The sequence below is a fragment of the Pseudomonas viridiflava genome (assembly GCF_900602065.1).
Lineage (GTDB): Bacteria > Pseudomonadota > Gammaproteobacteria > Pseudomonadales > Pseudomonadaceae > Aquipseudomonas.
On the sequence record NZ_UWFN01000098.1, the window covers coordinates 62597 to 74675 of the forward strand.

General features: G+C 56.0%; 10 protein-coding genes. 6 read left to right on the forward strand and 4 right to left on the reverse strand.

Going from position 1 to position 12079, the window contains the following annotated elements; genetic code table 11:
- The first annotated feature begins 146 nt into the window (after window positions 1-146).
- From EE949_RS04905 to EE949_RS04915, 3 genes are all read left to right on the forward strand, one after another.
- Window positions 147-845 carry a substrate-binding periplasmic protein gene (locus EE949_RS04905; protein ID WP_430735958.1) on the forward strand — a complete coding sequence of 233 codons (699 nt, stop codon included), beginning with the start codon at window positions 147-149 and terminating at the stop codon, window positions 843-845.
- A 110-nt stretch (window positions 846-955) separates the two neighbouring features.
- Window positions 956-1492, forward strand: a complete 537-nt coding sequence (locus EE949_RS04910; protein ID WP_122663252.1) for a hypothetical protein — start codon at window positions 956-958, stop codon at window positions 1490-1492.
- Window positions 1493-1715: 223 nt separating this feature from the next.
- On the forward strand, window positions 1716-3170 hold the full coding sequence (locus tag EE949_RS04915) for a hypothetical protein (RefSeq protein WP_205505026.1): 1455 nt from the start codon (window positions 1716-1718) through the stop codon (window positions 3168-3170).
- Between the two features lie 290 nt (window positions 3171-3460).
- Here the strand turns inward: EE949_RS04915 and EE949_RS04920 are convergent, their stop codons facing one another.
- The 3 genes from EE949_RS04920 to EE949_RS04930 form a co-directional block, all read right to left on the reverse strand.
- Window positions 3461-3841, reverse strand: a complete 381-nt coding sequence (locus EE949_RS04920; protein ID WP_122663253.1) for a DoxX-like family protein — start codon at window positions 3839-3841, stop codon at window positions 3461-3463.
- Window positions 3838-4290 carry a thiol-disulfide oxidoreductase DCC family protein gene (locus EE949_RS04925; protein WP_122663254.1) on the reverse strand — a complete coding sequence of 151 codons (453 nt, stop codon included), beginning with the start codon at window positions 4288-4290 and terminating at the stop codon, window positions 3838-3840. Before EE949_RS04925 ends, EE949_RS04920 begins: the two co-directional genes overlap by 4 nt.
- A 150-nt stretch (window positions 4291-4440) precedes the next feature.
- Window positions 4441-5067 (reverse strand): TetR/AcrR family transcriptional regulator, encoded by a 627-nt coding sequence (locus tag EE949_RS04930; protein ID WP_122663255.1) that lies wholly within the window; start codon window positions 5065-5067, stop codon window positions 4441-4443.
- A gap of 122 nt (window positions 5068-5189) precedes the next feature.
- Between EE949_RS04930 and EE949_RS04935 the strand changes: the two genes are divergently transcribed.
- The 3 genes from EE949_RS04935 to EE949_RS29385 all read left to right on the forward strand — a co-directional run bounded on the left by EE949_RS04935 (window position 5190) and on the right by EE949_RS29385 (window position 10840).
- Window positions 5190-6395, forward strand: a complete 1206-nt coding sequence (locus EE949_RS04935) for an MFS transporter (protein WP_122663256.1) — start codon at window positions 5190-5192, stop codon at window positions 6393-6395.
- Between the two features lie 229 nt (window positions 6396-6624).
- Window positions 6625-7188 (forward strand): type 1 glutamine amidotransferase domain-containing protein, encoded by a 564-nt coding sequence (locus EE949_RS04940; RefSeq protein ID WP_122663257.1) that lies wholly within the window; start codon window positions 6625-6627, stop codon window positions 7186-7188.
- Between the two features lie 262 nt (window positions 7189-7450).
- A complete protein-coding gene (locus EE949_RS29385) occupies window positions 7451-10840 on the forward strand; it encodes a GAF domain-containing protein (RefSeq protein WP_430735957.1) in 3390 nt (1129 codons plus the stop codon).
- Between the two features lie 928 nt (window positions 10841-11768).
- Here the strand turns inward: EE949_RS29385 and EE949_RS04965 are convergent.
- Entirely contained in the window at window positions 11769-12062 is a 294-nt protein-coding gene (locus EE949_RS04965) for an antibiotic biosynthesis monooxygenase family protein (RefSeq protein WP_122663259.1), read from the reverse strand.
- Between the last annotated feature and the right edge of the window lie 17 nt (window positions 12063-12079).

Here is a 12079-nt window from a genome sequence, read left to right on the forward strand (position 1 = left end):
AGCTGCCAGGCGGTCTGCTGCCTATTACGGTCTATGCTTCTTTTTACCGCCCAGGCCAACCCGTGCCGTGCACCGCTCACCAGGCAGACCATGTGAGACATTCGATATTCAGCGCAGCTCTGCTATGTCTCTGCCTGTCCCTCGGCATGCCCGCCAAGGCCGGGCCGTATCAGGTTGTCACCGAAGAATGGGCGCCCTACAACTATCTGGAAAACAACACACTCACCGGCATGACCACCGAAATCGTTCAGGCCATTATGGCGCTGACCGGCGATCAATTTGAGGTGGTGCTGCTGCCCAGCATGCGCGCCAGCTACGCACTGAATTCCCGCCCCAAAACCATCATGTACTCCATGTTCCGCACCGCAGAGCGCGAGCCATTGTACAAATGGGTCGGGCCCATCGTGGAGGAGTCCATCCACCCCTACCAGATGGCCAATGCCGAGCCGCTGAATACCTTCGAACAACTGCGTCAGGCGCCCATGGTCACCACCCGACACGCAGGCCTGGTGCCCGACACATTGCAATCCCTGAATTTCACCAACCTCGACAAAACCGCCACCCAAAGCGCCCAGCTCTACCGCATGCTGCTCGCCGGGCGCACCGACCTGATCGTCGGCGACACCGACGCTGGAGTGGCCTATTACAGCCGCCAACTGAAAATCCCGCCCGGCACGCTAAGACGAATACCGGTCGAGGTGTATCGCTCGTCGTTGTACATCGCGTTCAGTCACGACAGTGAAGATGAAGTGGTGACGAGGTGGACGAAGGCGTTGGAGACGTTGCGCAAGTCGGGAGAGGTGGGACGAATTCAGAGGCGCTATGAGTATCTGGGGGAGCGGTGATAGCCAGTGTCTACGTTAAATCCTGAGATGCCCTCAACGGACAGGTCGCTGATATGATCTGTGGCCGGAACCGCCTGCTGGAGGCGGTCTGTTTGAGTACAGGAAGTCTCATGAAAAGAATGTTGTTCGGTATCTGCGTGCTGTCGCTGGCCGGTTGCGCCAGTTCCCCTGATACCTCCTTCAACCAAGCCACGCCTGGCTGTAAATCGGCCTCGACTCAAGTCAACGGCAAGCCGGTAGCCACGCAGTTCTGCATTAAAACCGTCGCGTTCAAACCGTCACAGTACCGCGTGACCGTCAACGATCAGGTGCTGTTCTCCGGCACGGATTACCAGCGTGTCGCCTTCACCAAATCCATCAAGGAAGGACAGGCCAAAGGCGGATGTGACGAACTGATCGAACTGCAAGGCTCAGGCTCCAAACCGGTGGCCGTGAAAGACCTGCCCGCCGACCTGGTCAAAAGCTGCCGAATTACCGCCGACGCCAACGGCAACTCCCAAGCCTTCAGCAAAGACGCAGAGTGCGACAAAGCGTTCTACACCGCGCTGACGCCATTGCTGGGCAAAGTGATCCCCGTAGAAGTGGCGCGCCAATGCAGCGTGGCGGTGGGTGAGCAGAAGGTGTTTGATCAGCGGTTTGATTTTTAAATGAATGGGATGGGGCAGAAGAAGAGTATGAACTGAACGCCTCATTGATGAGTTTCGAGAATAAAGAGAACGGAAATTAGGGCAGGTCACATATAAAAGACATTGGTCTGGCCCTGATTCTCCATATGGATACCCGGTCGATGTCTATCAAGATGCTGTACGATTAATAACAAATTAAGTCACCGCCTATAATTGGGCGCATTTCGAGGACGCTGAATAGTTTATGGCACAGAAAAAAATATTAACCATTGGACTCTCACTAGCTGATGATAGCGCCATATTCTGCGAATTTGAATCTGATACCTCTCTCTTGGATTGGGATATTATCCTGTTTAAACCGGATATTCGAGAGTATATCTATCGGGCCGAAAGTACTTTCGAAGGCAAGCCTTGCCTTTCGGACGATCAATCATTCAAGCTAAAAAGCCAGTCCGAGCATTGGCGAAGGGAGATAAAAGCGGCTGTTGAACATGGCAAGCTGGTGATAGTGTTTTTGAGTGATCTTACCCCGATTAGCATTGCTACGGGGCAGAAGCAATACTCTGGAACGGGCCGAAATCAAAAAGTTACGAGAATCGTAACTAACTATAATAACTATCAGGCGATTCCTTTAGATCTGAAGCCGATTGCTTCTAAAGGTAAAGAAATCAAGCTGGCGGAGAAAAGCTCTGAAATTGTTTCTTCCTACTGGCATGACTTTTCAAGTTATTCTTCGTACAAGGTCATTCTCGAAGGCGCACCATCACCAATTCTGCTAACCAAACATGGTAACAAGGTAGTAGGAAACGTCAATCGGTCAAACAACTCAAACGGAGTGCTGCTATGTCTCCCAGATATTGATTTTTATTCCGACTCGTTTTTTATTGATGAGGATGGAGGAGAAAATGAGGGCGACTGGACTCTAGAAGCTGAGCAGTTTGCATCTAGGATGATCAAAGCGGTTGTGTCGATGGAAAAGTCCCTTCGGGCCTCTTCCGACTTAACGCCAGAACCAGATTGGGCAAAAAATCCCAGGTATAAATTAAACGATGAAATTTTGGCAGCTGAAAGACTAGTATTTCTAGAGCAAAGTCTTGAGCAAATACAAGCTGAGAAAGATGCCGTGATGGATCAAGCAGGTGACCTAGGACGCCTAAGAAATCTTTTATTTGAAAAAGGCAAGCCCCTTGAACTAGCTATTCTAGACGCATTGAAAGTTATTGGGTTCAATGTCACGCAATTTGATAACGGTGAATCTGAGTTCGACGCCGTTTTTGAGTCGAAGGAAGGCAGGCTGATTGGAGAAGCCGAAGGTAAGGACAATAAAGCTATAAACATAGATAAACTTCGGCAGCTGGCACTGAATGTTCATGAGGATTTTGAGCGGGATGAAGTGAATGAGCCAGCTAAGTCGGTACTTTTTGGAAATCCATACAGATTACAGCCTGTTGAGGAAAGGCCAGAGCCTTTCACTGCCAAGTGTATCTCAGCCACCGCAACTAGTTCTACTGCGCTCGTATTTACGCCTGATCTGTTTCTGGTCGCTAAATACCTAAAAGATGAACGCGATGAAAATTATGCGGCTGAATGTAGAAAAGCACTTTTAACTACTATCGGTAAGGTGAGCTTTCCTGAGCTGCCGCACGTGCCGAAGCTGCCCGTCACTGAGGTCGAGCTACCTGACAGTGGGGAAGCGTAGTCAAGTCCTGCTGCTCAGTTAGCCCTTGGGGGGCAAAGGGTAACGAGCCGGTTGGCACTGGATGGCGTCGTTAGTTTGCACGGCTAGGCCCGAACGGGGGCGATAAGAAACCTGTCTTCATCGTTCATGGTTTAGCAGTTCAGGATTTGAACCGTCGATTACGAGAGGCCGCTCTTTTGGCCGATGGCAGCCTTTCACTGAAGGCTGCTATCGGCTATAAGCGTTCTATCACCTATTTCCGCACAGGAACTGAGCATTAAACCCACACAGCCCCTCCCCTCCGCCCAACCTCAACCCTCTCTACCCACCCGCGTAACCCATGCAATCGCACACAGCGCCATCCCCGCCACATTCACTGTCACCGGGTTAAACGCATCAATGAGCATCAAAGGCTGCATCACAGCCACATCCACCAGCAAACCCAGCAACACGACTCCGGCGAGTATCAGTGGCCAGTTCATTCTCGGAGCCAGTAGCAGCAGCGCAGCCATTGCCAGTTCAGCTACCCCGGCGGCTTGCGGCAACCAGGTGAAGTTCTCCAGGCCGTGGGCTTGCAGCAGTACTCGTTCACCGGGGCTTAGGGTGATGAGTTTGGGCACGAGGCCGTGGTAAGCGAACATGAACGCCAGGCTGCCGCGGGCCAGCCAGTGCACTTGGTGCAGGCGACTCATGGTTGGGCCTTGAGAAAACGTCGCTGATGGTCTGGGGTAGGCATCAGGCACGCATCATATTTTCCAAACAGGCGGTAGCGGTTGAATGCGATACGGTCATAGGCCCAATCCCGCAGCGGGCGCGGGAATATCCGAAACAGGCGCAAGACGGGCCATGGCGCTGGCAGTTGCGCAACTACTTCGAAGAAGGCCTCCGAGCGCACCCAGTAATGGTTATCCCGGATGACCGCCATGGTGTCGAACGCATCCAGTGGCAAACCTGCCCATGCAAGCAACGCTTGCCCTTCGGGTGACTGCACGGTGGCGAGTCTGACTCGCTGATGACGGTCATGACGAATCAGGAATTTCGCCCAGCCATTGCATAACTTGCAGACCCCGTCGAATAGCACCACGGTTTCACCGGGGGCCAAGAACGGGGCGGGAGAGGGACGAGTCAGAGAGGCAGACATTGCGGGATTCTCTGTGGGCAGGGGCGGGGTCATTGTAGGGGCAGATGTAGCAGCGCTTCCAGACGGTCCACTGTGGAGACTTGTGCACAGGTGAAGTGCCGCTCACAAAACCATTGCTGTCTCATGAGCCTTGCCGTTCAACGTCCGGGATCATTGATCATCGGTCGCAATGCGCAAGCTGTCCCACAGGCCCATTATTTGCGTGACGCTGGCATCCAGCGTGGCATGAGAAATACCGTCGCGCGCCAGTGTCGACAGGCCCAGCATGAAACTGTCGAACGCTGCTGCCAGTGTCTCCGGTATCACCGTCGCAGGTAGTTCGCCTGCAGCAATGGCGCGTTCGACACAGGCCACCAAACCCGCTCGGTTCAAGTCTCTCGCCCGTGCAAGAGGCTCCGAAATGGCTTTGCTTTCGTCCGTGCAGGCGCTCATCAAACCCAGCGACACCAGGCAGCCTTTGGGATGATCGGGCTCACATTGCATTTTCGCTGAGCGGCGAAGGGTGAGTTCAATCGCCTCTCTGGGCGGCAGAGCCGGATCAAACAGGCTGTCGGTCACGCGGCCATGGGTGGTGAGGTAACGCTCCATGACCTCATTGAACAGGGCTTGTTTCGAGCCAAACGCTGCGTAAAAACTGGGCGCGGTGATGCCTCCGCCGATGTTGGCCTTCAGCTGGCTGAGCGATGTCGCGTCGTATCCATGCTCCCAAAATAAATGCAGTGCCTGAGTGATTGCCACGTCACGGTCAAACGTGCGCGGACGTCCCATTTGTGCCATGCCGGATTTCCTCAAGATTGATCAAATAAGCCATTTAAATACTAATCGATACATAAGTCGTTGACTACCCGGGTGCGGCTCCCTATATTTATACCGATCAGTATATTAGTGGGTGAAATCGAATGACTACGGATGAGATACAGCGCGACAAACTTCCGCTCGGAGCTTTACTGGCACTGGCTATGACCGGGTTCATTTGCATCGTGACTGAAACGTTGCCAGCGGGTTTGCTGCCCGAGATCGGCAGTGGTCTGGGCGTCTCTGCGTCGTTTGCAGGGCAGATGGTGACGGTCTACGCGTTGGGGTCGCTGCTGGCAGCCATCCCGCTGACCATCGCCACCCAGAGCTGGCGCCGCAGAACCGTCTTGCTGCTGACGATTGTCGGTTTTCTGGTTTTTAATTCCATCACCGCAGTGTCTTCCAATTATTGGCTGACCCTGGTCGCAAGGTTTTTCGCGGGCGTTTCTGCGGGGCTGGCCTGGAGCCTCATTGCGGGTTACGCGCGTCGCATGGTTGTTCCGAAATTGCAGGGCCGTGCGTTGGCAGTAGCCATGGTGGGAACGCCCATCGCCTTGTCGCTGGGCGTACCTTTGGGCACCTGGCTGGGTGGATTTATGGGCTGGCGCATGGCATTTGGATTGATGTCCGGAATGACCCTGCTGCTGATCGTCTGGGTACTGATCAAGGTGCCGGATTACCCTGGCCAATCCTCTTCACAGCGCATGGCACTGCGCGAGGTGTTTTTCACGCCCGGTGTGCGCTCGGTGCTCGGCGTCGTCTTCACATGGATGCTGGCTCACAACATTCTCTACACCTACGTTGCGCCGTTTGTGGCCAATGCCGGGTTGGCGAGTGACGTCGATTTGGTATTGCTGGCATTTGGTGTCGCCGCGCTGGCGGGCATCTGGGTCACGGGACGGCTGGTTGATCGTCACTTGCGAAAGAGCGTATTGGTCAGCCTCGCAACTTTCGCGGCGGTTTCGGTTTTCTTCGGCTTCTTTTCAGCCTCAGCCTCGGCTATTTATCTCGGGGTCTTTATCTGGGGCCTGACCTTTGGTGGCGCCGCCACGCTGTTGCAAACCGCACTTGCCGACTCGGCAGGCAAGGGCGCTGACGTCGCGCTTTCGATGAACGTAGTTGTGTGGAACAGCGCCATCGCAGGCGGCGGGCTACTGGGCGGTGTTCTGCTCGGCCAATGGGGCGTGAGTGCCTTTCCCTGGGTCTTGGTGGTGTTGATATTGCTGAGTCTGCTGATTGCATCGCGGGCGCGAGTTCATGGTTTTGCAGCAGGGGACAGGCAGTCCGGTGCAATGGTTGTGGGTCATTGACGTGAGGGCAGCATTACGCTGCCTTTCCTGTTGAATCTCGGCCTGTTCGATTCCTCGCACACAAATGTGAAATCCCCTGTTTTCCGGTCTTCATTCAGACCAGGCGTGGTCACGACAAATCCGGCTGAACTTTCAAAACCGCTCTGGCCTCCCATCTTCAACGAGTGGGTTGAATCATCAACCGCACGCTTGATTTTTATGACCTTGATACGAGGACCGAGTGACTACTATGAGTAATCAACTGGCAGGCAAAAAAGTACTGTTCATCACCGCTAATACGGGGATCGAGCGCGATGAGCTGATTAAACCGCTGGAAGCTCTCAAGGCGCAGGGGGCTTCGGTCACCCATGGCTCAAGCGACGGCGGTACTGTGCAGACTTTTGTTCAGGACACAGAGAAAGATCGTACTGTCGAATCTCAGGTTGCACTGGCCGGGCTCAAAGCGGCGGATTTTGATGCGCTGGTTATTCCGGGCGGTACGGTCAATGCCGATACTTTGCGACTGGATGAAAACGCCCAGCGTCTGGCCAAGGAGTTCGCCGACGCGGGCAAGGTAATTGCTGCGATCTGCCACGGGCCATGGTTGCTGATTAATGCTGGCGTTATCACTGGCAAGACCCTCACTTCCTATCCGAGCGTCAAGCTTGATCTGGAAAACGCCGGTGCTGCCGGTTGGGTTGATGTCGAGGTCAAGCAGTGCGGGGCCAATGGCTGGACGCTGATCACCTCGCGTACGCCCGATGATATTCCGGCTTTCAACAAGGCTATCGCTGCGGCACTTGAGGTGGCTTGAGGCAAATACGTCAGCGGGATACTTGGTGGTCTCATTGCCGAAAAACTAAAATTGAAACATGCCGAAACGAGATGCCCTATACAATGTCTCTTTGGCATCATTCATTGTGAAGCCGTCCGTGGAATAAAGATTCTGTGGGCGCCATTGGGAGATCCGTTTGCCATCTGTTCCGGTAGAGTTAGGCGGTGATGAGCGCTTGTCCCATGTGCTGAATGCCAGTGAGCGACTGGCTGCGGCGGCATCTGTGGACGAGGTTGTCGCCGTGCTCCGTGACACGGCGCGTGCTGCTGTCGGAGCCGAGGGCATCGCAGTCGTTATTGAACATGACGGGCGTTGTTCTTATGTGGCCGAAGATGCGGTCTCTCCGCTCTGGCAAGGCCAGACTTTTCCGGCTGACCACTGCATTTCAGGGTGGGTTATGCATCACGGTGAGACGGTCGCCATCCGTGACGTCCGGCTCGATCCGCGGATCCCGCAGGACGCCTATGCGCCGACTTTCGTGCGTAGCCTCGTCATGGTGCCTATCGGCAGGCCTGTAGCGGTCGCAGCACTTGGCGCCTACTGGTCTGACATTCGTACCCATGACCCCGATACGATAAAACGGCTGGAAAGCCTGGCGCGTCTGGCGACGATTGCCATCGAGAATGCGCGTCTTACTCAGGCACGCAATCGCGCTGCCGCACTCGGGGCCGCACAAAACCGCATCCTGAAACTGGCTGTAGAAGAGACACCCCTCAACTTCGCACTGGATGCAATCGTCCGCGAGGTGGAAGCGTTGTCCACGTCTCGTTTCCTGGGCAGCATCCTGCTCCTCAACGAGGAGGGTCAGCAACTGCAGCATTTCGCAGGGCCGAGCCTTCCCGACGCATTCAACGGCGCCGTCAAAGGCAGCATCATCAGCCCGAGTCTTGGCTCCTGCAGCCGTGCGGCGCTCAGGAACGAGCCGGTGTTTGGGGCCGATATCGCGAATGACCCGCTTTGGGCCGATCTACGGGAGTTGGCCATCGCCCATGGCCTGCACGCCTGTTGGTCCATCCCGATCCGTTCGGCGCAGGGCGTCGTGCTCGGCACTTTTGTCATGTTCCACCCTGAACCACGCGAGCCGCTGTCGTCGGATATCGAGATCGTCGACTTTGTTGTCCACACGGTCGGGCTTGTTGTGCACCGTGCTCAAGCGAAGGCCGCGATCCAGATCAGTGAGGCGCGCTACCGCCAGATCGTCGAGGGTGCGGAAGACTTTGCGATTATCACCTTTGATGCGAAAGGCGCGGTGACGGGTTGGAACATCGGTGCCCAGCGTGTTGTCGGCTACTCCGTCGATGAGGCAGTGGGCCGCGAGGGCGATCTCTTCTATACAGACGATGACCAGGCCGCGCGTGTGTTCCAGCGCGAGCTCGAACTCGCCAAAGAGCAAGGTCGGGCTGTCAACGAACGCTGGCACGTTCGCAAGGACGGTACGCGCTTCTGGGGTTCGGGACTGATGATGCCGCTCGCTATGAATCACGGCGGCTTTATGAAGATCTTCCGTGACCGCACGGCCGAGCACCATGCAGAAGCGGCGCTGCAAGAGAGCACGGCACGACTGCGCTTTTTTGATGAGCTGGACAGCCAGCTTTTCAGCATCCATCGAGCTGAAGACGCGATGCTTGCCGCGACCGAGTTGCTTGGACGAAAGCTAAACGTCTCGCGCTGCGCCTACGCGGATGTTGATATCGATCATGACCGATTCTGGATTCGCAGTGACTACAATGCGCCCGGCGTCCAGAGCTCTGTCGGAACCTATAGCCTCGACCTTTTTGGCCCTCGGGCTGCGGATGATATGCGCGCTGGCAGCACCTTGATCATTCGCGACGTCAGCGCAGAGATTGGCCGTAGCGGGGGGCTTGAGACCTTTCATGCCATTGGTATCGACGCGATCATCTGTTGCCCGCTGGTCCGGGATGGTCGGCTGACGGCAATGATGGCGGTCCATCAAAATCACCCTCGGGACTGGTCGCCCTCTGAAATATCCCTGGTCAGAGAAGTCGTCGAGCGCTGCTGGGCCTATGTCGAGCGAGTGGGGGCCGAGGCGCGCCTGCGCGAGAGCGAGGAGCGACTGCGCCTGGCCGTCGAAAGCGCTGATGTTGGCTTCTGGGACGTGGATCTCGTTCATGACACGTTGATCTGGCCGCCACAAACCAAGGCGATGTTCGGCATTTCGGCTGACGTGCCGATCACGTTGCATGACTTCTATGACGGCCTGCACCCCGAAGATCGAGAGGCAACGATTGAAGCCTTCGAGGCGGCAGTCGACCCTGACCGCCGCGCGCTCTACGAAGTGGACTATCGAACGATTGGCCGGGAAGACGGCATCGTCCGTTGGGTGGCGGCCAAGGGGCGGGCCGTGTTCGATGCGGCCGGCCGCTGCCTGCGTTTTACCGGCACTGCGGTTGATGTCACCGCCCGCAAGGCCGCCGAGGAGGAGTTACGGGAACTCAATGCCACGCTCGAAGCGAGGATCGCCCGGGCCATCGCCGAGCGGGAAGAGGTTCAGCAGGCGTTGCGCCAGAGTCAGAAGATGGAAGCGATGGGGCAGCTTACCGGCGGTGTAGCCCATGATTTCAACAACCTGCTCACCCCGATCGTCGGCACGCTCGACATGCTTCAACGAAGAAACGTAGGTGGCGAGCGAGAGCAGCGGCTGATCTCCGGCGCTTTGCAATCTGCCGATCGTGCCAAGACGCTTGTGCAGAGGCTGCTTGCCTTCGCGCGCCGTCAACCGCTTCAGGCCGTCCCGGTCGATGTGTCGAAGTTGGTGAGCGACATGGGCGATCTCGTGGCCAGCACTACCGGTCCGCAAATCAAGGTAGTCGTCGATGCAACAGAGGATCTGCCTGCGGCGATGGCGGATCCAAACCAGCTCGAAATGGCACTCCTCAATCTCTCGGTGAACGCGCGCGACGCGATGCTTGAGGGAGGGACGATGCGGATATCTGCAAGAACGGAGGTTGTCTGCACGGGGCACCGTTCGAAGCTCCCGGCTGGCGAATATGTCTGCCTGTCTGTCGCGGACACCGGCACAGGGATGGACGCGGCCACACTCGCTCGGGCGGTAGAACCGTTCTTTTCAACCAAGGGCGTCGGGAAGGGGACTGGTCTGGGTCTTTCGATGGTGCATGGCTTGGCATCCCAGCTGAACGGCGCGCTGACGATTCAGAGCTCGCCTGGTCTGGGGACAAACGTGGAGCTCTGGCTTCCACGCAGCATGAACGTGCCGACAGCGGCCTTGCGCACTGTCGAAACTCCAGATCGACAATCGGTGCGTGGCGTCGCGTTACTGGTCGACGATGAAGAACTTGTCCGCGCAAGCACTTCGGACATGCTGGTCGACCTGGGCTACCGCGTGATCGAAGCCGCCTCAGGCGAGGAAGCAGTGCAACTGCTGGACGCGGGGCAGCCGTTCAACCTGATCGTGACGGATCACCTCATGCCTGGCATGAGTGGCACCGATCTGGCCAGGGTGGTGCGTACGGCCCGGCCTGAGGTTGCGATCCTCCTGGTCTCTGGCTATGCCGAGCGTGAAGGGCTTGACGCAGATATCCCGCGCCTCAATAAACCGTTCCGCAAGGATGAGCTGGCGGCCAGTCTGGCGCAGCTCGGCGGAGAGTCCTGAGACGGCAACAGCCAGAGGTCAGGTAACCGGGGTAACGTTATTCGGTAGTTCGCTTAAACCTTCGGGGCTTGAACGCCGACGACGTGGGCTAGAGGCTAGAAAACTCATGGCTGGCTATTGTTATTTTGGTTTTGGTCACCGGACAACAATTACAATAACAACCAAAGCCGACTTACCCCGAAGGTCTGGGAGTTGTTCATGGCATTCATTGTTACCTGCGTTGTGTCCCTGTTTTTTTGGACTGTTGTTTCAGCAATCACAGGGGCTGAGGAGCCTTGGGACCTGGCTAGTTACTGGACCATCATCTATCCCGCCGCGCTAGCTTTGTCAGTGATCCTTGGAGCCGTTCTAAGAAGCTCACAGTGGTCCGCAGGCTTAATCGTAATGCTCTCTCAGATCCCGGTGGTTTTGGCGATTTCTGGTACATCATCCCCCTTGCTAGCTGTCGGTATCATCTATGCGGCCTTGCTCTCAATTCCGGCGATAACGCTGTCATGGCTCGCTGGAAAATTGCGCTCAGGTAAGAAAGGACGATGGACACCTACGAAGAGATAAAGGCAACGTTTCGGGGGCAACCCCGATGAGTACTGATTACACTGAATCGCCCCTGGTTTCGTAGACACCTCCAAGCCTCTTGATTAGGCCCCTCAGGAGGTGCCATCAGAAACCAGAGTTAACCCGAAGATCTCAAGGTCGAAGCAGTCAAGCAACTCACCGAGTGCGGTTTGTGCGTTGCTGATTTGGCGTAGCGTCTAGTCTGCAAAGCTTGCTGGGTGGCTGCTTCTGGCCGGTTGCAGCACTCCTGACAGGCAGCAGTCCGCCAGAAGCGGTCATTCAAAAAACAAAAAATGTGGCGAACCAGGCAAGAACTCGCCCTCGAACAAATTATTCATCTCACACAGACGCTTTTACTGAAAAATCGACCCACTTAAAAAGCGGCCCCTTCAATATGGTAGACCTTCGGTTCTTCCGAAAAGTATTCCTCCAGGCTCAGCATGAACATCTGATGGTCTTCACTCTTTTCGAAGCCCGGCGTGTGATCCTCAAGTGAGGCCCAGCGCACTATGAGGTTGAATTGCTCGGGGGTTTCGATCCCTTGCGCGAGCAAATGGCCGCCGTAACCCTTTGCGCGGGTGAGCAAAGGCGCGACCTCGGCGAAGGCACTTCTGAAGTGTTCAATGCGTTCTTTGTGCACGGGGAGCAGAGCAATCTCATAAATCATGGCGTTTCCTCTGATAT

Bases quoted from the DNA above. Each gene is read 5' to 3' on its own strand.
- EE949_RS04905 (WP_430735958.1), top strand. From the start codon at position 147: ATGCCCGCCAAGGCCGGGCCGTATCAGGTTGTCACCGAAGAATGGGCG.
- EE949_RS04910 (WP_122663252.1), top strand. From the start codon at position 956: ATGAAAAGAATGTTGTTCGGTATCTGCGTGCTGTCGCTGGCCGGTTGC.
- EE949_RS04915 (WP_205505026.1), top strand. From the start codon at position 1,716: ATGGCACAGAAAAAAATATTAACCATTGGACTCTCACTAGCTGATGAT.
- EE949_RS04920 (WP_122663253.1), bottom strand. From the start codon at position 3,841: ATGAGTCGCCTGCACCAAGTGCACTGGCTGGCCCGCGGCAGCCTGGCG.
- EE949_RS04925 (WP_122663254.1), bottom strand. From the start codon at position 4,290: ATGTCTGCCTCTCTGACTCGTCCCTCTCCCGCCCCGTTCTTGGCCCCC.
- EE949_RS04930 (WP_122663255.1), bottom strand. From the start codon at position 5,067: ATGGCACAAATGGGACGTCCGCGCACGTTTGACCGTGACGTGGCAATC.
- EE949_RS04935 (WP_122663256.1), top strand. From the start codon at position 5,190: ATGACTACGGATGAGATACAGCGCGACAAACTTCCGCTCGGAGCTTTA.
- EE949_RS04940 (WP_122663257.1), top strand. From the start codon at position 6,625: ATGAGTAATCAACTGGCAGGCAAAAAAGTACTGTTCATCACCGCTAAT.
- EE949_RS04965 (WP_122663259.1), bottom strand. From the start codon at position 12,062: ATGATTTATGAGATTGCTCTGCTCCCCGTGCACAAAGAACGCATTGAA.